Source organism: Clostridium prolinivorans (genome assembly GCF_004011155.1).
Lineage (GTDB): Bacteria > Bacillota > Clostridia > Clostridiales > Clostridiaceae > Clostridium_AT > Clostridium_AT prolinivorans.
In genome coordinates, this window is sequence record NZ_RJWG01000009.1 from 48,361 (window position 1) to 71,538 (window position 23,178).

The 23,178-nt window shown below is 27.6% G+C and carries 18 protein-coding genes; 1 reads left to right on the forward strand and 17 read right to left on the reverse strand.

Annotated features, from left to right (window positions below; all coding sequences use genetic code 11):
* Positions 1–46: 46 nt before the first annotated feature.
* The 17 genes from EGD97_RS08595 to EGD97_RS08675 form a co-directional block, all read right to left on the reverse strand.
* Complete coding sequence (locus EGD97_RS08595) at positions 47–1,237, reverse strand: Ger(x)C family spore germination protein (RefSeq protein ID WP_164850188.1); 1,191 nt, start codon at positions 1,235–1,237, stop codon at positions 47–49.
* Positions 1,227–2,330, reverse strand: a complete 1,104-nt coding sequence (locus EGD97_RS08600; RefSeq protein ID WP_078682155.1) for a GerAB/ArcD/ProY family transporter — start codon at positions 2,328–2,330, stop codon at positions 1,227–1,229. Before EGD97_RS08600 ends, EGD97_RS08595 begins: the two co-directional genes overlap by 11 nt.
* A gap of 33 nt (positions 2,331–2,363) precedes the next feature.
* Positions 2,364–3,824 (reverse strand): spore germination protein, encoded by a 1,461-nt coding sequence (locus EGD97_RS08605; protein WP_078682156.1) that lies wholly within the window; start codon positions 3,822–3,824, stop codon positions 2,364–2,366.
* 110 nt (positions 3,825–3,934) lie between these two features.
* Positions 3,935–4,126: a CLC_0170 family protein gene (locus tag EGD97_RS08610; RefSeq protein ID WP_078682157.1), complete on the reverse strand. Its 192-nt coding sequence runs from the start codon at positions 4,124–4,126 to the stop codon at positions 3,935–3,937.
* Between the two features lie 349 nt (positions 4,127–4,475).
* Entirely contained in the window at positions 4,476–5,318 is an 843-nt protein-coding gene (gene ispE, locus EGD97_RS08615) for a 4-(cytidine 5'-diphospho)-2-C-methyl-D-erythritol kinase (RefSeq protein ID WP_127837049.1), read from the reverse strand.
* Positions 5,319–5,455: 137 nt separating this feature from the next.
* Positions 5,456–8,080 carry a cyanophycin synthetase gene (gene cphA / locus EGD97_RS08620; RefSeq protein WP_078682159.1) on the reverse strand — a complete coding sequence of 875 codons (2,625 nt, stop codon included), beginning with the start codon at positions 8,078–8,080 and terminating at the stop codon, positions 5,456–5,458.
* Positions 8,061–8,900 (reverse strand): cyanophycinase, encoded by an 840-nt coding sequence (locus tag EGD97_RS08625; RefSeq protein WP_078682160.1) that lies wholly within the window; start codon positions 8,898–8,900, stop codon positions 8,061–8,063. Before EGD97_RS08625 ends, cphA begins: the two co-directional genes overlap by 20 nt.
* A 388-nt stretch (positions 8,901–9,288) precedes the next feature.
* Entirely contained in the window at positions 9,289–9,858 is a 570-nt protein-coding gene (gene pyrE / locus EGD97_RS08630; protein ID WP_127837050.1) for an orotate phosphoribosyltransferase, read from the reverse strand.
* Positions 9,859–9,871: 13 nt separating this feature from the next.
* A complete protein-coding gene (locus tag EGD97_RS08635; protein WP_127837051.1) occupies positions 9,872–10,768 on the reverse strand; it encodes a dihydroorotate dehydrogenase in 897 nt (298 codons plus the stop codon).
* Positions 10,761–11,534 carry a dihydroorotate dehydrogenase electron transfer subunit gene (locus tag EGD97_RS08640; protein WP_127837052.1) on the reverse strand — a complete coding sequence of 258 codons (774 nt, stop codon included), beginning with the start codon at positions 11,532–11,534 and terminating at the stop codon, positions 10,761–10,763. Before EGD97_RS08640 ends, EGD97_RS08635 begins: the two co-directional genes overlap by 8 nt.
* Entirely contained in the window at positions 11,476–12,372 is an 897-nt protein-coding gene (gene pyrF / locus EGD97_RS08645; RefSeq protein ID WP_078682190.1) for an orotidine-5'-phosphate decarboxylase, read from the reverse strand. The genes EGD97_RS08640 and pyrF overlap by 59 nt, the downstream gene beginning before the upstream one ends.
* Positions 12,359–13,582 carry a dihydroorotase gene (locus EGD97_RS08650; protein WP_078682164.1) on the reverse strand — a complete coding sequence of 408 codons (1,224 nt, stop codon included), beginning with the start codon at positions 13,580–13,582 and terminating at the stop codon, positions 12,359–12,361. Before EGD97_RS08650 ends, pyrF begins: the two co-directional genes overlap by 14 nt.
* 2 nt (positions 13,583–13,584) lie before the next feature.
* Positions 13,585–14,520 (reverse strand): aspartate carbamoyltransferase, encoded by a 936-nt coding sequence (gene pyrB / locus EGD97_RS08655; protein WP_078682165.1) that lies wholly within the window; start codon positions 14,518–14,520, stop codon positions 13,585–13,587.
* A gap of 30 nt (positions 14,521–14,550) precedes the next feature.
* A complete protein-coding gene (gene carB / locus EGD97_RS08660; RefSeq protein ID WP_127837053.1) occupies positions 14,551–17,763 on the reverse strand; it encodes a carbamoyl-phosphate synthase large subunit in 3,213 nt (1,070 codons plus the stop codon).
* A 36-nt stretch (positions 17,764–17,799) separates the two neighbouring features.
* Positions 17,800–18,840 (reverse strand): glutamine-hydrolyzing carbamoyl-phosphate synthase small subunit, encoded by a 1,041-nt coding sequence (gene carA / locus EGD97_RS08665; RefSeq protein ID WP_078682167.1) that lies wholly within the window; start codon positions 18,838–18,840, stop codon positions 17,800–17,802.
* Positions 18,841–19,153: 313 nt separating this feature from the next.
* Positions 19,154–20,047 (reverse strand): MBL fold metallo-hydrolase, encoded by an 894-nt coding sequence (locus EGD97_RS08670; RefSeq protein ID WP_078682168.1) that lies wholly within the window; start codon positions 20,045–20,047, stop codon positions 19,154–19,156.
* Between the two features lie 269 nt (positions 20,048–20,316).
* Positions 20,317–21,495, reverse strand: a complete 1,179-nt coding sequence (locus EGD97_RS08675; protein WP_127837054.1) for an alanyl-tRNA editing protein — start codon at positions 21,493–21,495, stop codon at positions 20,317–20,319.
* A 422-nt stretch (positions 21,496–21,917) separates the two neighbouring features.
* Here EGD97_RS08675 and rocF point away from each other — a divergent pair, with 422 nt between their 5' ends.
* The gene (gene rocF, locus EGD97_RS08680; RefSeq protein ID WP_078682170.1) at positions 21,918–22,844 is read left to right on the forward strand and encodes an arginase; all 927 of its coding nucleotides are present in this window, start codon (positions 21,918–21,920) and stop codon (positions 22,842–22,844) included.
* Positions 22,845–23,178 lie beyond the last annotated feature (334 nt).

The following is a 23,178-nucleotide window of genomic DNA, read 5'->3' on the forward strand; positions in this document are numbered from 1 at the left end:
TTAATATTATTTCCAGTATTTTACTAATTATTCAATTAAAATATTTTTATTTAGTTATTCCGATTCTTCGTACTTTGAAATTTATATTAACATTTATATCTGCATCTTTATAAACTTCATCCCAATTATCTTTAACTTCATTCCATAGAGATGGTTTCCTCTCCTCTAAATATTCTCTAAGTCCTATAGGATCTACTTGAAAGTTATTTTGAAGCATTTTAGCTATTGTATTACATTCTTTGCTAAGTGAATCACTAAAATTTTTTTCTATAGAATTAAGTTCCTCTTTTGAAAAAACATTGTTATCTATATAATATCCTTTAAGCTGCCCTTCAATCTTAATATCTATATTAAATTTTAATTTATTTTTATCACCTGATACTCTTAACTTTCTATCTATATCTTCAATATTAACATCTATAGGATGACCTTCTTTATATATAACTCTTTTCCCACCTTTTGCATTTCCTCTCATTATTTCAAGATCAGCAACTTCAAGCCTTGTTAAATAACCTTTTAGTCCATAATTTTTTATTATAGCTACACCAGATAAAGTTATTTCATTTTTTTCTTTTTCAATCTCTAATTTTGGTATAATAGCATTACCATTTTGCCCTAATTGAATAAGCATTTCACTTACTGTAACAGGTAATATTGTAGAATTTTTTTTAGTATTTTCCATAAGTCCTGTTAAATAATATTCAACATTCTTTTCCATAGGCGGCTGATATTTAACGTATTCCTCTGCACTGCCTTCTACTACTACTATCTGCATCATTTTATTTAAATTTGGATGTCTTTCTATATAATCAATTATTTCTTTAAATATATCTGGATCTTCTAAAATTCCACTGCTTATCATAAGAAGTTTAGTTTGACTTAAATATATACTTCTACTGCTTTTACCAGTAGCTTCAAATATACCATCTTCCATAGATGCTGCATCTACATTTATAAATTGATCTTTTGCTGTTCCGCTTTTCCCCGGCCCTAATTCACTCATATCTGGGAAACCATACGTTATAGAAAGCTTTTTTTGCTGAACTCTTCCTTGAAATGGATCAGATAATTTCATTTCTTTAGCTTCTTTTTTATTTGAATAATCTTTACCAAGATCAACGGCAATTACAGATATAAAAAGCTGTTTATCTATTTCCATCTTATCCCAGCATCCAGTAAATAAAGTAGAAAATAAAAGAGAAGCTAAAATTATAGATAATATTTTTTTATGTCTCACTTTTATTTTTCCCCCTTTCTTTTGCTCTACCAAAAAACAGCAATATTAGAGGTAATATTAAAAAACTAAATACAGATAAAACCGGATTAATTTTTTTAGAAACATCATAAACTTCAGCTATATTTTGAGGATATAAAGCTATTATGTATACAATAGGAGCTAAAATAATAGAGGACAATTTTATATCGTGTAAATTGAAAATATTTTTAATAATATCTCCAGAAAAATAATACATATTTACAAATGTAGTAAAATAAAAAAGCACCCATAATGCCATAACAACACCTTCCCATCTTTCAATAAAAGCCCCTGGCATATTTATAGCTCTAATAAGTGTTATTGTAGGCCAAAGAAGTTCTTTTGTATGTTCCTTAGAAAAAAACATTATACAAAGTATAGTAACTATAGCATAAAATATTGTAATTATACTTATACTTTTAAAAAATGTTTTTCTTATTCCATCTTTGTCCTTCATATATGGCAAAACCATATATGCAATTTCAAATCCACCAAATGCAAAAGTAGAATCTACTAAAGCTCTTAAATAATCATCAGGTTTATGCTGAAGAACTGGAAGTAAATTTGTTGCTTTACCTCCTTTTATTGAAAATATAAGTGTTATAGCTATTGGTATAAACATTGCAGGAAAAGCTATTTCATTAAATTTAATCAAAGCTGGAATTTCTCCTCTTACTAAATATATTCCTGTAAAAATCATAACTAAAATTATAAATTCTGTTGGAGTTCTTTCAAGCAGATACATTTTTATAACTTCTGTAAAAATTCTCATACCCAAAGATATAGAAAAAATAAAGTGTATGCAAAATATAATCCCAAAAATTTTACTCATTGCTTTGCCTAAATTATCTTCTAAAATATTATAAAAAGTCTGGTAATTATTTTTTATAATTACTTTATATATTAAAGATAAAAATAAAAAAACTATTAATCCTGATAATATAGCAACAAACCATCCATCAGTTCCTATTTCATTTGCCATAAGATTAGGATATGCAAATACTCCTACTCCTGTAACAGTTACTACAATTGTAGAGAGTAATCCATATTTGCTTATAAATCCTTTATTATTCATAAATTGGATTCCTCCATTCTTATATACAGTACTTTATTTTTGCCTTATTTTATCTCTAGGTTCTATAAACTCTGGTCTATTTTTAAACATATTAAGAGGAGCTCTTATAAATATGTCTTTAAAATCTTTTTTATGTGGATGTACTATTGGAGATAAATAAGGTATCCCAAAACTTTGTAGTTTTGCTAAATGTATAAGAATAATTATAAGTCCTAGTGATATACCATATAATCCCATAATAGTTGCAAGTATTATAAGAAAGAATCTTGAAATCCTTAAAGCCGAACTTAATTCATAATTAGGAGTTATAAAACTTGCTATAGACGTTACAGAAACTATTATTATCATAATAGGGCTTACTATTCCTGCACTAACTGCAGCCTGCCCAATTATAAGACCTCCAACTATACCAATTGTAGAACCTATAGCTTTAGGAAGTCTTACTACTGCTTCTATTAAAAACGACATAGCAACTTCCATTATTAAAGTTTCTACAAAAGCAGGAAATGCTACTCCTTCTCTAGAAGCTGCTATTGAATATGCAAGTTTGGTTGGTATAATAGAAACATGAAATGATGTTACTGCAACATATAAAGCCGGCATTATCATTCCTATAAATATAGCTAAAAATCGTATAATTCTAAGCATAGATGAATTCATCCATCTTTGATAATAATCATCTGGTGTTTGAAAAAGACTTGGAAATGTTGCTGGTGCTATAATTGCAAAAGGAGAATTATCTACAAGTATAGCAACTCTTCCTTCATAAAGTGCACCAGCTACTACATCTGGCCTTTCTGTGCTTTGCATTTGTGGAAAAGGGGACCATTTATTGTCTTCTATAAGCTGTTCTATATATCCACTATCTAATACCGCGTCTATATTTATTTTATCTATTCTTTCCATTACCTTTTGAAGAATATCTTTATTTACTATGTCATCTATATAAGATATAACTACATCTGTTTTTGATCTTACTCCTATAGATTTAGAAACAAATTTAAGCCTTGTATCTCTAATTCTTCTCCTTATAAGTGCAGTATTAAATCTTATAGTTTCTGTAAATCCATCTCTTCCACCTCTTATAACTGTTTCTCCAGATGGCTCTGAAACTCCCCTTGCAGGCCATGACCTTGTTGCTATAACATATATAGCCGGTATACCTTCTATAAACATTATAGTTTCTCCTGACATTAAAGCATTTACCCCTTCACTGAATTTTAAAATCTCTTTCATGTCTGAAACAGTTAAAATGTTGTTTTTTATATCCATTACATTATTTACCCGTTCGCTTCTAAGCATTACAGATTCTAAAATAAAATTATTTATAATTTCTTTATCTGCCATACCATCAATATATGAAATAGCCGCCTTCCATTGTCCAATGTTAAATTCTCTATATACAATATCAGAAGCATCTTTTAAAATTTCTTTTAAATATGATATGTTTTCATCTACTTTAGGAGTTATTAAATCTCTGATTATTTCTTTCAAAACTATCACTTCCTTAATTTTATGTAATGTGTAATTATATATTTTGCATTATATTGCTATTTTAAATAACTCTTATTTTATTGTTTAGTTTTATGCTAAATATCTAATAATTACAGCTTTATATTTAAAAAATATAAAACTATCCCTATAATAATAGATCCTATTCCTAAAATTCTTGCCTTTCTTGCTATATAATTTAAATGACTTCTTTTAAAAGAATAAGTATCTATAAATGCAGCTATTATCCCTTGCACTAACATTAATATTAAAAAATATTTTGAACACAATTTTATAATCTGCACAGTATTCCTCCATTTTTATAATTTTTATAGATTAGTATTATTAAATATTTTTCGCTGTAAATTTATAAAATATACATTAATAAAAATAAAGCATACTACATTAAATTTTTAAATTTAATGTAGTATGCTATTTATAATTTTTATGTTATGATTATCCAACAAAAGTATTTTCCCTTAGAACTGATAAATATATTTTAAAGTAAATCAATAATAAACATACACTCATGTATAGCGAAAATTTATTTACAGCTTATTGTAGTTTAATCATGTTATATATAAGTCTTTAAAAATTAATTTATCATTCTAAAAAATACAATATCTCTTTTAAAATATATTCCTATTTATTATTTTAAATTGTTCTTGTTATAAATACTTCATTATATTTTTCTTTAAATCTGTCATAACATTTTGCAGCTTTCATAATATCATCAAAAAATCCAAATACAGTAGGCCCGCTGCCACTCATCATAGAACCTAAAGCTCCTAATTTTAGCATTTCATTTTTAATATCTTTTAATACACTATATTTTCTTAAAGTTACATTTTCAAGTACATTTTTCATAAAATATGAAGCTTGTATTAAATCATTATTTTCTATTGCTTTTATTATTTCATCTGTTTTAGGGTGCTTATGTATTTTATTTATGTCTAAATTTTGATAAACCTCTTTTGTAGATACACCAAATGGAGGTTTTACTATAACTAAAATATGGTTTTTAAAAGGTTTAAGTATAGTTAATTTTTCTCCAATTCCTTCACATAAAGCTGTTCCTCCTACAATACAAAATGGAACATCTGCACCTATTTGAAGTCCTAAATTTATAAGTTCTTCATCTTTTATATTAGGATTAAATAAAATTCTCATAGCTTTTAAAACTGCTGCAGCGTCTGTACTCCCACCTGCTAACCCTGCCGCAATAGGTATATTTTTTTCTATATATATATCTACTCCAGATTTTATATTATATGTGTCCATAAAAAGTTTAGCTGCTTTGTATGCCAAATTTCTTTCATCTTTTGGAATATATGCTTTATTACATATTATATTTATATCTTTTTCTGATTTATTAACTGTAATTAAATCATAAAGTTCAATTGTCTGCATTATCATTTTTAAAAGATGATAATTGTCTTCTCTCTTACCAACTACATCAAGTGACATGTTAATTTTAGCATAAGCTTTTAACTGCATATCATTTTCTTCCTTCCATATAAATTTTAAGTATCATTATATTATATTATTTTAAAAAAATAAAGCTAAATTAAAAGATAAACTTTTTTATTTACAATAAATTCGTTTATCTTTTAACCTAGCTTTATATATTAAATTTATACCATAGTTAAGGTTTTTTCTGACTCATTTTCACAACTTATTTTTTCTTTTATTAATTTTACAAGAGGTTCATATTCTTCAAAAAATACTATTATCAAATCACCTGATCTTATATTTTCAATAGCTTTATTAAGAGCTTCAGCTTCATTTAATATTATTTCCATATTTTTGGGGTTAAATTTTGAATTTAAAACTCCCTTTTCTAAAAGTTTAGCTACTTCCATAGGCTTTCTTCCTCTTTTGTCTTTATCTTCTTTTATATATATATAATCAAAATATGTCCCTGCAATTTTTCCAAGTTCTAAAATATTTTTATCAAGTCTATCGCCTGGTACTCCTATTACCCCTAATAATCTATTGTGTTTTATTTTTTTTGCTCCTTCAAGCACAGCTTTATACCCTTCTATATTATGTCCATAATCTAATATTACAGTTCCTTTATTTAAATTATAAATATTAAATCTCCCGGGATTTTGTTCTTCATTACATCCAAAAGTCATTAACCCTTTCCTAATTACAGAATAATCAACATTAAGAGCTACCAAAGCTCCACACGCTGCCATAGAATTTTCAATATTATATTTTAATTTTCCATTCATAGCAATATTTATATTTTCTATTTTTATAAGAGGAAATGCATTCCCTTTTTTCTCAATATATATATATCCTTCGTGAGAATAGATGCCAAAACCACCTTTTTTTAAGTTTTCTCTAAGAAGTTTATTATTTTTATCCATTGAAAAAAATATAATATTGCTTTTAATTTTATCGATAATTGTTCTGCTTACAGGATCATCTGCATTAATAACTACATAACCTTCATCTTTAACTGCTTCAGCTACAAGAGATTTAACATAAGCTAAATCTTCTATTGTATTTATTCCATCTATGCCTATGTGATCTTCAGTTATATTTGTAATAACACCTACATCTGCTAAATCATAAGCAAGACCTTTTTTTATTATTCCACCTCTTGCAGTTTCAAGAACAGCAGCATCAACTTCTTTATTTCTAAGTACTGTCATTGCACTTTTATACCCAGTTGTATCTCCTTTATCTATACACTTGTTGTTTATATATATTCCACCTGTTGTAGTCATACCTACATTATAATTCATAAGAGAAAGTGTATGCCCTATAAGTCTTGTAGTAGTTGTTTTACCATTTGTACCAGTTACAGAAACTATAGGTATACTTCCTTTACCTTCTTTAAACATCATATCAATAATAGCTCCTGCTACATTTCTTTTTTTACCTTCATAAGGATAATGATGCATTCTTATTCCTGGAGCAGCATTTACTTCAATTATAGCTCCATTTTCATTTAAAGGTACACTTATATCATTACAGCAAATATCAATTCCGCAAATATTTAATCCAATAGCTTTAGCAGCCCTTTTACAAATTTCTATGTTTTCTTTACATATTATATCTGTACAATCTATTGCTATGCCCCCTGTTGAAATATTTGCATTTTCTCTTAAGAAAAGTTTGGTACCTTTAGGAAGAATAGAGTTTAAATCCCATCCATTTTTGTTTATATAATTATTAAGAGATTCATCTATTTTTATTTTAGTTAATGGTTTTTCGTGTCCTATTCCTCTTCTTTCGTCTTTATTTACTTTATTTATAAGTTTTCTAATAGTACTTACACCATCACCTACTACAAAAGGTGGTATTCTTTCTGCTGCAGCTGCAAATTCACCATCTACTATGCATACTCTAAAGTCTCTGCCTTCTATATATTTTTCTACCATTATATCTTTATAACTTTTACTTAATATGCTATATGCTCTTAAAGCTTCTTTTTCATCTTTAATGTCTATAAATACGCCTTTCCCTTGATTTCCATAGCGTGGTTTTAATACTATAGGATATCCTATTTTTTCACTTTTAAATAAAAGATCCATTGGATTTTTTATTATATCTCCTTTAGCTACGGGAATACACTGATTTGAAAGAATTTCCTTTGTAAGAAGTTTATCACAAGCTATATCAATAGATAGTCCACTAGTGTCACTGCATATAGTAGCTTCTATCATTTTCCCATATTTACCATAACCTAATTGAAACATACTATTAGAACCTATTTTTAAAACTGGTATACCTCTTTTTTTAGCTTCTTCACATATAGCTAAAGTACTAGGTCCTAATTGTTCATTTAATAAAATTTCTCTAAGAAGCTTTATTCTTGATCTTATATTGAAATTTTTTTTGTTTATTAAAGCATTTATTATATCTACAGCTAATCTTCCAGCTTCTACTGCAGTATTTTTATATTCATATTGATATATTATATAGTACCTGTCTTCTTCTATTTCTCTAGCTTTTCCATAAGCTACTTCAATTCCAATCATGTTTTGTAATGCTATAATACAATGCTCACAAATATGTGCAAGATAAGTACCTTCTTTTAATCTTTTAAAAAATCCTCTTTCTTCATCTATTCCACATCTGTGTTTTTTTAATTCAGGCAGTAGTTTTATTAAACGTTCATTAAATCCTTCTATTTTATTACTTGGAATTTCACAATAACCTTCTAAGTCCAAGTCCATTCTTATACATTTTTTATGAGAGTATATATTTCTGCCCTCAAAAACGTTAACGTCCACTATTTTCATTTTTACTTTGTTTATCCTCCTTAATTGGCTGCCTTATATTTAAATTGAATTTATCGCCATTTTTTAAAACATGCATTTTAATGTCAAACATAGAAAGTATTTCTTCAGGGTTTTGTTCTGAAACATTAGTGTAAGTTATAGAACTTCCATCTATTATATAAACTGCTCCTGAACCTATTACTTTAAATTTACCTTCTTTGCAAATCACAATAGCAGTATCTTCATCAATACCTATACCTAAGCTTTCAGGATTTTCTGCTATTGCAACAAGAAGCCTTCCTATCCTTCCTCTTTGTGCAAAATGCTGATCTATAACTACATTTTTTATAAGTCCAAGACCTGGTGCCATTTTTAAAGTACATTTTTTAGGAGATTCTTCATCTTCACCTGTGATTATCATAGTGTCACTTACTACCGAAGCTCCTGCAGATGTTCCAACATATACACAACCCTTTTCATAACTTTCATGTATGATATCATATAAAGGAGTTCCCCCTAATATGCTTGTTATTTTTAATTGATCTCCACCTGTGAAAAATACTAAAGAAGCTTTTTTTATCATTTCTATATTATTTATCTTATGAGTATCTTTTCTATCTTCAACATTTAATACATTTATGTTCTTTACTCCAAGATTTTCAAATATATTTTTATATTCACATCCAACTTCTTTTGGAAGATCTGTAGCTATAGTAGCTATAACCAGTTCATCTTTTTCTTTATCTATCTTACTGCAAACCTCTTTTAATATATTTTTTTCTCCTTTTTTATCTTCAGCCCCTCCTATTATAATTAAGTTTCCTTTTAGTATTTCATCCAAGCAATATCACATCCTTAATCACATATATCTTATATTCTTTCCACATAAAATTTCCTTATACAGTATTTTTTAAGTTTTATACCACATTTTTTATTTTGTATTATTTTTTAAAACTTATGCAAAACTTCTACAAAATTTATATTAAAATAAAATTTGTTATTAATCTTTAATAATATTTAAAGTAATTTTTTATATAATTTTATAGAGTTTAATAAATTTTCACTTTATAAATATTTAAAATAGATATTTAAGGAAGTTTAAAAGCCATGTATAAATACGGAAAATCCTTTTTATACATGGCTTTTATTTATAAATTTACAGATATATTTTTTACATAAGAGCAGCAGAAAAGTATAGAAATAATAATTTTTATTTTTAATATATTTTACTATTTTATATTTCTACTGCCTGGTTTTATATAAGGTAAATTTTGTTTGCATAAAGGGCAATTATCTTTATCATAAACATCTATGTTTAATTTTATAGAACTATATACCTCATAATCTATTTTTTCAGAACTTCTATCAACTATACAAGCTATTCCTACAACTTCTCCACCTAAAGATTTAATAACCTCTGCAGTTTCTATAGAGGATTTACCTGTGGTAACTACATCTTCTGTTATTAAAACTTTTTCACCCTTTTTTATTTCAAATCCTCTTTTTAAAGTCATAACTCCATCTACTCTTTCTGTAAATATTGCCCTCTTTTTTGTCTGTCTTCCAAGCTCATAAGCTACTATTATACCACCCATAGCTGGACCTACTACTAAGTCAAAATCAATATCTTTTATTTTTTCTTTAATTACGCTTATAACTTTTTCTGCTTTATCTGGGTATTGAAGAAGTTTTGCACATTGGCAATACATATTACTATGTTTCCCAGAAGATAATAAAAAGTGTCCTTCCAAAATAGCTTCACTTTCTTTTAATATTTCCATAACATTATTATTCATAATTTTTCATCCTTTCTTATGCTATACCTCTTATTTCATTTAATGATTTTATCCCATTATCATTTAAAAATTTTTCTATACCATATATAATATCTAAACATATATCAGGTTTTAAAAAGTTTGCCGTACCTATTTGAACCGCATAAGCTCCTGCCATAATAAATTCAATAGTATCTTCATAATTAGTTATTCCTCCAATACCTATTACAGGAATATCTACAGCCTTTGCTACTTCATATACCATCCTTAATGCTACAGGTTTTATTGCAGGTCCTGAAAGGCCCGCAAAAACATTTTTAAATACTGGCTTCCTTTTTTTTATATCTATTGCCATTCCTTTTAAAGTATTTATAAGCGATAGGGCATCTGCTCCAGCTTCTGTACATTTATACGCCATATCTACTATATTTTCAGCATTAGGAGAAAGTTTTACAATAAGTGGTTTTTTACAAACTTCTTTTACTTTACTTACTACATCATAAGCAATTTTCGAATTAATCCCAAAAGCCATACCACCTGACTTTACATTTGGACAAGATATATTAAGCTCAATCATATCAACATCTGAAAGACTTAATTTATAAGCCCCTTCAATATATTCTTCTAAAGTAGAACCTCCTAAATTAGCAATTATAACTGTATTAAGTTTTTTCATTCTATTTAATTCATTATTTATAAAATAATCTATACCTGGATTTTGAAGTCCAACACTATTTAGTATTCCACTTGCTGTTTCAAAGACTCTAATTCCTTCATTTCCTTCTTTTTTATTTAATGTAAGCCCTTTTGTACATATGCCTCCAAGCTTTTCTACGTCATATATATTAGCATATTCTTCTCCAAAACCAAAAGTCCCAGAGGCTGCTATTACAGGATTTTTAAAATCAATTCCACATATATTAACATTAAGCATCTAACACTATTTCCTCCCCTAAAAATACAGGCCCATCTTTACATGTCCTTTTATTTCCATTAGTAGTTTTACAAGTACATACAAGGCAGGCACCTAATCCACATGCCATATGTTTTTCCATAGAAACATAAACAGGTACATTTTTTTCTCTACACATTTTAATAACTTTATTCATCATAACTTCAGGTCCACAACACAAAACTACATCATAATTTTCAGGATAAAATATATCTGTTATATAACCTTTATAACCAAATTTACCACTTTCAGAGGCTATATTTATGTTTGAAACATATTCTTTAAAATTTTCTATAGAAAAAGTTTCATCCCTAAAACCTGCAAATAAATCTACAGTACAATTTGTGAGTTTTTTAGTAAGGTATAGCATTGGAGCAATGCCTATTCCCCCAGATACTACAGCAACATTGCCTTTTATGTTCTCTACATCAAATCCATTACCTAAAGGCCCTAAAAGTTCTATTTTGTCTTCATATTTAAGTTTTTTTAAAAGTTCTGTTCCTTTTCCTAAAACAGAGTATAAAAAATATACTCCATTTTCATCTTTATCATGTACACTTAAAGGTCTTGGAAGAAGAGGATATTCACCCCATCCCCTAATCATAAAAAATTGTCCAGGTTTAACATTAAAATTTCCGCTAACATAAAGTTTATAAATATTTTTTGAAACTTCTATATTACTAATAACTTTATTTTCTGTATAGTTTATGCTCACCTTTTTCCCCTCCAACAGCTTTTGCAATGCCATCTCTTATTTTAATAGCTTCTTCTCTTGCACATAAATCAAATTCCATTTCTCTGCCTTCTTTATTTTTATAAGCTAAGAGTATTCCTCTTGAAGAATTAACTACTCCCCCATTACCATCTTTAAGATATAAAGCTACATCTTCACAAGTTCCTCCCTGAGCTCCATATCCTGGTATTAGAAAGAAAGTATTTTCTAAGTTATTTCTAAATTTTAACGCTTCATCTACATGAGTACATCCAACTACTCCGCCAATAAGGCTATATCCATATTTACCAATATATTTTTTCCCTAGTTCATTTATTTTATATCCAACTAAATTATATACTTTTTCTCCATGTGCATTTTCTATATACTGTATATCTTCAGCACCTTTATTAGATGTTCTTATAAGTAAGAATACCCCTTTTTCACCTGTTTTAATATATTCCATATAAGGTTCTAAAGTATCTAGCCCCATATACGGATTTAAAGTTACAAAATCACTTTCAAAATCTCCAGTAAAATGTGCTTTTGCATACATAGCCGCTGTATCTTTTATGTCTCCTCTTTTTACATCTGCAATAGCAATACCGCCTTTATATTTTATATACTCTAAAGTATTTTTATATGCTGTAAGTCCTTTAATTCCTAGTGCTTCATAATAAGCTATCTGAACTTTAAAACATGCCGAAACATCTATGGTTGCATCTATAATTCTTTGATTAAATTTAAAAAGTGCTTCTTCTAAAGAAGTATATTTGTTTAAAAACTCTTTTGGTATATAATTTATAGAAGTATCAAGTCCTACACAAACAGGTCCTTTATTTTTTACGCTCTCATATAATCTATCTATAATCATAATTTCTCTCCCTTTTGCCATTAAAATTTTTATCATAAACAACTAATCCGCTTTTTATAGTTTTAATTATTTCTCCATAAAGTTCCATTCCATGGAAAGGAGTATTTTTACCTTTAGATACAAAATTTTTACAATCTACATTATATTTTTTATTTATATCTACAAGTACCAAATCTCCGTCATATCCAATTTTTATTTCTCCTTTATTAAATCTCATAATATAAGCAGGATTTTTTGACATAAGCTCTGATAACTTATTTAAGCTTATATGGCCTTCTTTTACAAGCTTTGTATAGCATACAGAAAAAGCCGTTTCTAAACCAGATATACCATTGGCACCTTTTTCTTTATCTTCTAAACTGTGAGGGGCGTGATCAGTAGCTATTGCATCAACATATCCATCATTTATAGCTTTAATTAAGGCTTCTATATCTTCTTTTTTTCTAAGCGGTGGATTTACTGCATAGTTTTTATCCTCTGTAAGTGCAATATGATGAGGCGTAACTTCACAAGTTATTTTATATCCTTCTTTTTTTGAATCAATTATATATTCAATTGATTCTTTAGTACTTACATGAGAAATATGAAGATGACAACCTGTAAATTTTGCAAGAGTTATATCTCTTAAAGTCATTGTATTTTCAGCCAGTCTTGTATCAATTTCTGTTAACTCTTCGTTTTCTGCATGAGACATTACTATAATCCCTTTTTCTTTTGCCTTTATCATAGCATTAAGCATTACTTTACTATTTAAAACCCCTTTACCATCATCTGATATAACCTTAACCTTATCTTCTAAAGAGTCTAAATGACTTATATCTTCTCCTTTTAAATCTTTAGTTATAGATACAGTTTGATGAACATCTGCCAATTTAATTTTTTCTACTTTTTCTTCTACATAATTTACAATTTCCATACTGCTGCAGACTGGTTTTGTATTTGCCATTAAATTAACCGCAGTATATCCTCCTTTTACAGCAGCTAAACTTCCTGTTAATATATCCTCTTTATAAGTTAAACCTGGATCTCTAAAATGAGCATGTAAATCTATAAAAGAAGGCATAAGCACTAATCCATTTGCATCTATTACATTGCATTCTTTTTTTAAATCTTTCCCTAATTCATGTATTATTCCTTGTTTTATATATACATCGCCTAAGAAATTTTGTGAGCAATCTATTATTCTTGCATTTTTAATTAAAAGTTCCATATTTATATATCCTCCCCTTCAATTACTCCAAGCAATTTTGAAATAAGAGCCATTCTAACAAACATTCCATATTTAGCTTGTTTAAAATAACAAGCTCTTTTATCTTCATCAACTTCTTTACTTATCTCATTAACTCTTGGGAGAGGGTGCATAATTATCATATCTTCTTTTGCTTTATTAAGCTTTTTTAAGTCAAGTATATAAGTATCTTTCAATCTTAAATATTCTTCTTCATCTAAAAATCTTTCTCTTTGTACTCTAGTCATATAAAGAATATCTAATCTATCTATAACTTCTTCTATTTTTTCTACCTCTATAAACTCTACATTATTTTGATTTAATATTTCTTTTATATAATCAGGCATACATAATTCTTTTGGTGATATAAATATAAATTTATTATTTTCATACCTAGATAACGCCTTTACTAAAGAATGAACTGTTCTTCCAAACTTTAAATCTCCGCATAATCCTATGGTATGATTAGAAAAACTTCCTTTTAAATTTTTAATAGTAAGTAAATCTGTTAAAGTTTGTGTAGGATGCTGATGTCCTCCATCCCCTGCATTTATAATTGGTACAGTAGAATACATTGAAGCTGTTTTTGGAACTCCTTCTTTGGGATGTCTCATTGCAATAATATCTGCATAGCAAGCCACTGTCCTTACGGTATCTTCTATACTCTCACCTTTAGATGTAGAACTTGAATTTGGTTCAGAAAAACCTATAACCTTACCTCCAAGTCTTAACATAGCGGCTTCAAAACTAAATCTAGTACGTGTACTTGGTTCATAAAAAAGAGTTGCTAAAATCTTCCCATCACATACATGTGAAAACTTTTCAGGACATGTTATAATTTGATTTGCTAAATTAAAAATCTCTTCAAGTTCATCTATTGTAAAGTCGTTAGGATCTATTAAATTTCTTCCTTTTAACATTATATATGCCTCCTTATTAACCTCTCTGGATTAAATTAAAGGATAAACCTTTATTTCTTTTATATTTTTCTTTGAATTTACTTCTTTAGTTACCTCTGCCAATGCTTTTGCTGTATCTATAGAAGTTATAATTTGTATGTTGCTTTCTATAGCATTTCTTCTTATTATAAAACCATCTCTGTGAGAATCATTCCCTTTTGTAGGGGTATTTATAACTAAATCTACTTCCCTGTTTTTTATAACTTGAAGTATATTAGGTTCTTCTTCTTTTAATTTTCTTACCTCTTTAACTTTAAATCCTTCATTTCTTAAAAGTTCTGCTGTTTTACTTGTTGCAATAAAACTGTATCCAAGTTCATTTAATACTTTTGCTATATTTAAAAATTCTTTTTTATCTTGATTATTTATAGTTGCTAAAACAACTCCCTTATCTTTTTTAAGCCCCATGTTAGCAGCTATAAAACCTTTGTAAAGTGCTTCGTATATATCTTTGCCTACTCCTAATACCTCTCCTGTAGATCTCATTTCAGGTCCTAAAGAAACCTCAACTTTTGGAAGTTTTTGAGTAGAAAACACTGGTACTTTTACTGCAACTATATCAGGTTCTTTATATATATCAATACCATATCCTAAATCTTTAAGCTTATATCCAAGCATAACTTTTGTAGCAATCTCAACTATAGGTACTAAGCTTACTTTGCTTATATAAGGTACTGTCCTGCTGGCTCTTGGATTAACTTCTATAACATATAATTTTTTTTCATATTCTATAAATTGAATATTAATCATACCTTTAACGCCCAAACCTACAGCCAGTTTTTTAGTATATTTAAGTACCTCATTTTTTATTTCTTTAGATACATTTTGAGTAGGATAAATTGTTATACTATCTCCAGAGTGTATTCCTGCTCTTTCAAGATGCTCCATAACTCCAGGTATAAGTACATCTTCACCATCACATATAGCATCTACTTCTATTTCTCTTCCCATAAGATATTTATCTATAAGCACAGGATTTTTATTATCTTTATTAAATGCATTTTCAAGATAATATTTAAGCTCTTTTTCATCATAAGTTATTTCCATTCCCTGTCCGCCTAACACATATGAAGGTCTTACAAGTACTGGGTATCCTAATTGTTGAGCTTCTTTAAGCCCTTCTTTAACATTCCATACAGCCCTGCCTTTTGGTCTATATATTTCTAATCTTTCCAAAAGCTTATCAAATTTTTCTCTATCTTCTGCCTCATCAATTTGTTCTGAACTTGTTCCAAGTATGTGTATATTTTTTTCCTTTAAAAATTTAGCAAGCTTAATAGCTGTTTGCCCTCCAAATTGCAAAATAACTCCATAAGGTTTTTCTTTATCAATTATATTTAAAACATCTTCTTCTGTAAGAGGTTCAAAATAAAGCTTATCAGATATATCAAAATCTGTACTTACTGTTTCAGGATTATTGTTTATTATTATTGTTTCTATGTCTAATTTTCTAAGTGCTTTAACAGCATGAACAGAAGCATAATCAAATTCAATTCCCTGTCCTATTCTAATAGGTCCTGAACCTATAACTACAACTTTTTTTCTGCTGCTTACATAAACTTCATCATAGTTTTCATAAGTTGAATAATAATAAGGTGAAGCTGCTTCAAACTCTCCTGCACAAGTATCTACCATCTTATAAGCAGGATATATATCCCATTTTATTCTAAGATTGTATATTTCATCTGGACTAGCCTTAATGAGCTCCCCTATGCCTTTATCAGAAAATCCCATCCTCTTTAGTTCTTTTAGAAAATCTCTGGATAATTTGTCTATAGTTAAATTCTTTAATTCTTCTTCTTTATCTATAATATTTTTTATTTTATTTATAAAAAATTTATCTATTCCAGTAATTTGAGACATCTTATCTACGCTGTAATCTCTTCTTATCATTTCAGCTAAAGCAAATATTCTCTCATCATCTGGAGTCATTACTTTTTCTTTAAGCTTTTCTAAACTTAAATTTTTCATATCTTTATGTTCTAAAGTGTATTTTTTAAGTTCTAAAGAACGGATACCTTTTAAAAATGCTGCCTCGAAATTACTTCCTATAGCCATAACTTCTCCTGTTGCCATCATTTTAGTCCCTAAAAATCTTTCAGCACTATAAAATTTATCAAAAGGCCACTTTGGTATTTTAACTACAACATAATCAAGAGAAGGTTCAAAACATGCAAAAGTCTTTCCTGTTACAGCATTTTTTATTTCATGAAGTCCATAGCCTAGTGCAATTTTTGCAGCTACTTTAGCTATTGGATATCCTGTAGCTTTAGACGCTAATGCAGAAGAACGACTTACTCTTGGATTAATCTCTATTACTGCATATTCAAAGCTATCAGGATTTAACGCAAATTGTACATTACATCCGCCTTCAATTCCTATATGATTTATTATATCTATAGCAGCTGACCTTAACATTTGATACTCTTTATCTGATAAAGTCTGACTTGGAGCTACAACTATACTGTCTCCTGTATGAATCCCAACCGGATCTAAATTTTCCATATTACATACAGTAATACAATTACCAAAACTATCTCTCATAACTTCATATTCAATTTCTTTCCAGCCTTTTACGCTTTTTTCTATAAGTACCTGCCCTATAGAACTTAGCTGAAGACCTTGCTCTAATATACTTTCCAATTCTTCTTCATTATTTGCAATGCCTCCTCCTGTACCTCCAAGAGTATAAGCTGGTCTTACTATTACTGGATAACCTATCTTTTGACTAAAATTTTTTCCTTCTTCTATACTTTTTACAATTTCACTTTCGATACATGGCTGCCCTATTTTTTGCATTTCATTTTTAAAAAGTTCTCTATCTTCACCTTTTTTTATAGATTCTATAGAAGTTCCTATAACTTTAACATTATATTTATCAAGTATTCCTTTGTCATAAAGCTCAACTGCAAGATTAAGTCCTGTCTGTCCACCCATACCTGCAAGAAGACTGTCTGGTCTTTCTTTTTCAATAACTTTCTCCACAAATTCTAAAGTTAAAGGCTCTATATAAATTTTATTAGCTACTTCCTTATCTGTCATTATAGTTGCAGGATTACTATTTATAAGTACAACTTCTACTCCTTCTTCTTTTAATGATTCGCAAGCTTGAGTACCAGAATAATCAAATTCTGCAGCCTGACCTATAACTATAGGTCCTGAACCTATAACTAAAACCTTATTTATATTTTTATTAATTGGCATAAGTACTACCTCCTGTTTTCTTACTCATAACACTTATCATACAAATTCATCAAATATATAATTTTCTATATCTCTAGGTCCCGGATTAGCTTCTGGATGAAATTGTACGCTGCGTATAGGCAGTGTTTTATGTCTCATACCTTCTATAGTTCCATCGTTCATACTTATATGAGTTGCTATAACATCTTTAGGAAGTTCATCTACATAATATCCATGATTTTGTGATGTAATAAATACTCTATTTCTTTCTATGTCCATTACAGGGTGATTACATCCTCTATGACCAAACTTTAATTTTTTTGTATGCCCTCCTAAAGCCAGAGCTAAAATTTGATGTCCAAGACATATTCCTGATATTGGTTTCTTTCCTATAAGATGCTTTATATTTTCAATAATTTCTGTTAAATCTTGTGGATCCCCAGGTCCATTAGACAAAAATATACTATCTGGATTTATTTTTAATATATCTTCATAAGAAGTATAAGCAGGGAAAACTGTTAATTTGCAGCCTCTTTTCTTAAAGCATCTAATAATATTTTCTTTAATTCCAAAATCCAATACTGCTATATGCTTTCCAGTGCCTTCTATTGTATATATTTTATCTGTTGTTACATTTTTTACAGCTTCTTTATTACTAAAAGCTTCAAATTTTTTTCTTATATATCCTTCGCCTAATTCTTCAAGGGTTATTATACCCTTCATTGTTCCACTATCTCTAAGTACCTTCGTAAGAGCTCTAGTATCTATTTTTTCTAAACCCATTATTTTATTATTTTTCAGATAATCTTCAAGTTTCATTTCACATCTAAAATTATTTGGATTATTGCAAGCTTCTCTTACTATAAATCCTTTTACTTTTATACCTTTTGATTCCATATCTTCAAGATTAATTCCATAATTCCCTATAAGGGGATAAGTCATAGTAACAATTTGACCATAATAAGATGGATCTGTAAGTACCTCTTCATATCCAGTCATCCCAGTATTAAAAACTACTTCTCCTACAGTTTCCTGTAAATATCCAAAGGCTCTTCCTTCAAACATCATTCCATTTTCTAAGATAAGTTTTGCTTTCATAACACACCTCTATATTTTCATAATCTTAAATATAAAAATAAAAGGACATACAAGAGAACAATACGCCTATAGTTCCCTTATATATCCTTTCTGTATTTTAAAAACATTATTCATCTTATTCTTAGAAAAAAAATCTTTATAAAAGAATATAATCATACCAATCACACTCTCCTTTCTGGCCTCACAGGACCAATTTAAAGTACACCTTGTGATTAATTATAATTGTTTATAACTGTGCTGTCAATACAAATAAAAAATTGTTATTATTTTACACTATACTGTATTTAGTTTAATACTTTGTATATATAAATGTTTAATTTTTAATATATTTAAGAAAACCATCATCTACAATTATTTTTAGCTTTTCTGTTTCGTATAAAAACTCTACATAAGATTTTAACATTCTTTCTATAAAATAATACCTATGTATATTGTCCACACGTATATGAAAACTTTCAATAACAGCTTTCATAATATCTTCCATTGTCATATAATCATCTATTACTTCATAAATTCTTATTGCCCTATTTTCATAAAAATCTATATTGTCATCTATAAGTTTTTTTATATTATCATATATTCCTTTATGTGCAACTATATATTTACTAAAGTTTAAATCATAAAGTTTAGATTTACTTTTTATATCTTCACTAAGTATATAAGCATAAGGCATTTTAGCCCCTCTCATTACTTCATAACTTATAAGGCAATCCCCTAAATAAGCAACGTTATCAGGAGTTATAATACATATATGCCCTGGGCTGTGTCCTGGAGTATGAATAATCTTAAAATCAATGCCGCATAGTTCTAAATTTTCTTCTTTATCATCAATCATAATATCTGCCCTGCAAGCCATATATCCATAATGCTCTTTTATATCTTTTAAAGCTTGACTTTGATAATAAAGCTTAAAATCAACTGCACTGCTACATATAAGTGCTTCACGAGTTGACATTGCAATAATAGAGTTATACTTTTTTTTAAAGTATGCATTATTTCCTATGTGATCTGTATGTGAATGGCTATTTAAAATAGCCTTAATTTTAAAATTGCTGCTTTCTAAAATATTTTCTATTCCTTCTCTTTCTCCCTTTTTCCATCCTGTATCTAACATTATAATTTCTTCATCATTAATTTTATAAAAAGGTATATATGTCATACCAGTATCAATGCAAAATGTATTCCCTTTAACTTCTTTTATATCCAACTATTTCTCTCCTTTCATATCATAACATACAGAATTTTTTATTTAAATTTATTTAAATTTATAACTTTGAAGCTTTGATTATTTCACAAAAAGTTTTTTAAATATTAACCAATATATATAATAAAAATTTAGAAACAATATAAATTATATATTAATATAGTGGAAATTAACTTACAGCTTATGGCAGGCTAATTATAACTATATATTGCAACAAATTAATATACTATGATACACATTACAGTTGAAATTTATTTACATATTATTGTTTATTAATCATTATTGTAAATTTTAGAAACAACAAATTCTTGAAATTCTTTAAGTGAAATTTCACTTTCAAAAGAAGCTTGTGCCTGCTTATCTCCTCCACCGCCTCTACCACTAAACTTTTGCAAATTTTCTTTAAATAATTTCCCACAATTAACTTCAAAATCTCCATTATGAGCAAGCCATAATTTTTTATCAATGTTTGATGATAAAATTACTAAATAATTTCCCTTTCTAAGTATTATCCTTCCAATATTTTGAACATCATCAAAAGTTTTATCACTAAAATTTATGTTTACTATGTTAGAGTTTAATCTATTTAGTATGTCCTCTGCTTCATATAGATTAAGATTTTCTTTAAGTTCTTTTATTTCTTTAATCTTGCTTTTTAATTCTTCTGAAATATTTTTTACTTTACTTTCTAAATTATTTTGATCTACAGATAATAATTTCCCTAAATTTACTGTTATATCATGTTTAAATTGATAATCTTCAAAAGCTCTTTTACCACATTTAAAATATACTCTAGTAACTCCCTTATATTTTTCAATTTTTATTATTTTAATAACGCCAATTTCTCCTGTATTTTTTAAATGAGTACCACAACATGGAGAATAATCTATTTTATCAATTTCAACAATTCTTATATCTTTTTCTACTTTAGGCAATTTCCTTAATGGAATATTTTCTAGTTCGTTTTTATTTACAATATAAGATTTTATCTCTAAATTGCTGTATATAATTTTATTTACTTCATCTTCAACTATTTTAATTAACTCCTCTGTCATTTCAGGCATAGATATATCTATAGAAACATAATCTTCTCCAAGATGAAAACTTGAGGTTTCTCCTTTAAAATTATTATAAAATACTGCTGATAAAAGATGCTGTCCAGTATGCTGCTGCATCAAATCATATCTTCTTTCAAAATCTAATTTACATATAACTTTACTATTTTTAGGTTTTTTATTTGTTACATGAAATATATGTTCATCTTCTTCAAAAACATGCAAAACTTCAACATCATCTATATATCCTTTATCTGAAGGCTGTCCACCTCCTTCAGGATAAAAAGCTGTTTTATTAAGCTCAATAAGAAATTTTCCTTCTTTTTCTGATATATCTAAAACATCTGCTTCCCATTCTTTAATATATGGATAAATATAATATAATTTTTCTGTCATTATCTTTCTCTCCTTTAAATATTTAAGTACTAAAATTGTAATGAAATGTTATACATATTTTTTAATATTATCAATTATACACCAACATAATAATATAATTCTATTTTTAATATAAATTTTAAAAAATATTATATTTTATAATATTTTAATGAATATTTATACTAATTATAATTAATTGATAACTTAAATAATCTAATAATAGTCTTAATATTTATTCTATTTAATAAATATTAATACGTAATATGTAATAAACATTCATATATTGCAATTTATGTATATTTTTTTATATAGACATACTCTTTCATATGCTGTAAAATTTATATGCTATAAAATATATTTGTTTGTATGTGTAAACCCCCAGCCAACTGAGGGCTAGCTACAATTTTTATTATTAATTTTTCCATACAAAAGGGGGATTTAAAATGGCTGTGCATATAATTGGTATGCCTATTAATCAAGGGGCTGATAAACTTGGAAGCAATCTTGGACCAGATAAATTCAGAGATATGAATATTTTATCAGCTTTAAAAGATCTTGGATATGATGTTAAAGACCTTGGTAACATTGAAGTAGCTAATGTTACTGAAAAACACAAATACAAACACCATCCTAGTTTGAAATATTATGACGTTATAGTAGATGCAAATACAAAACTTGCATTTATGGTATATGATTCTATTTCAAAGGGAAACTTTCCTATAATACTAGGTGGAGATCACAGCCTTGGAATCGGAAGTATAGCCGGGGTCAGCAAAGCTGTAAAAAATCTTGGTGTTGTCTGGATAGATGCTCATGGTGATTTAAACACTGAAAAAACAACTCCAACAGGGAATATACATGGTATGCCATTAGCTGTTTCCATGGGGAAAGGGCCAGATAAACTGGTTAATTTATTCGAACATAGAGTTAAAGTTAAAGACGAAAATATAGTTCATATTGCAGGTCGTGATTTAGATCCTGGTGAAATAGAACTTATTAAAAATTCAAAAATTAAAGCTTTTTCAATGGATACAGTTAGAAAATTAGGAGTAGATAAAGTAATAGAAGAAAGTATAAATTATTTAAAAGATAAAGTAGATGCAATTCATGTAAGTTTTGATATAGATTCTATAGATTCTTCTTATGTCCCAGGTACAGGAACCCCTGTTAAAAATGGACTAACTGTAGATGAGGCAGAAAAAATACTTAAAGCTTTTTCAGCTTCAGGTATGATGGTATCTTTAGATTTTGTTGAGTTAAATCCTATTTTAGACAAAGATGATATAACTGCAAATATGTCTTTAGACCTTATAAAAGTTGTTTTCAAAAATTTAGTTGTTCCTATAAAAGATCAACGTATGCTAGGATAATTACTTAATAAATACTATAAATATCAATTATAAATATAAAAATTAAATATATATACATTAAATAAATTAGTAGAATAATAATCCTTATTAATATATTAATAAGGATTATTATTCTACTATACATATTTATAAATGACTTTTATTATAAAATTTATATAATACTTATTTAATTTATATTATATTTTGTTACTATATAATTATTTAATTATATTTTGATTATATCACAAAAGCTATTTTTTCTTAGAATTAACTACTATATTTTGAAGTAAATCAATAATAAACATACTACTCATTATGTAATTGAACTTTATTTACAGCTTATTTGGGTTTAATC

Coding starts and splice junctions, on each gene's coding strand:
- pyrB (WP_078682165.1), bottom strand. CDS start 14,520: ATGTTAAAAGGAAGAAATTTAATAGATCCTAACGACTTTACAATAGAT.
- cphA (WP_078682159.1), bottom strand. CDS start 8,080: ATGAAAATAGTGGACGTTAACGTTTTTGAGGGCAGAAATATATACTCT.
- pyrF (WP_078682190.1), bottom strand. CDS start 12,372: ATGATTATAGATAGATTATATGAGAGCGTAAAAAATAAAGGACCTGTT.
- EGD97_RS08650 (WP_078682164.1), bottom strand. CDS start 13,582: ATGGAACTTTTAATTAAAAATGCAAGAATAATAGATTGCTCACAAAAT.
- EGD97_RS08635 (WP_127837051.1), bottom strand. CDS start 10,768: ATGCTTAATGTTAATATATGTGGAATTGATTTTAAAAATCCTGTAATA.
- carA (WP_078682167.1), bottom strand. CDS start 18,840: ATGAAAGCAAAACTTATCTTAGAAAATGGAATGATGTTTGAAGGAAGA.
- EGD97_RS08600 (WP_078682155.1), bottom strand. CDS start 2,330: ATGAATAATAAAGGATTTATAAGCAAATATGGATTACTCTCTACAATT.
- ispE (WP_127837049.1), bottom strand. CDS start 5,318: ATGCAGTTAAAAGCTTATGCTAAAATTAACATGTCACTTGATGTAGTT.
- rocF (WP_078682170.1), top strand. CDS start 21,918: ATGGCTGTGCATATAATTGGTATGCCTATTAATCAAGGGGCTGATAAA.
- EGD97_RS08675 (WP_127837054.1), bottom strand. CDS start 21,495: ATGACAGAAAAATTATATTATATTTATCCATATATTAAAGAATGGGAA.
- carB (WP_127837053.1), bottom strand. CDS start 17,763: ATGCCAATTAATAAAAATATAAATAAGGTTTTAGTTATAGGTTCAGGA.
- EGD97_RS08640 (WP_127837052.1), bottom strand. CDS start 11,534: ATGGCATTGCAAAAGCTGTTGGAGGGGAAAAAGGTGAGCATAAACTAT.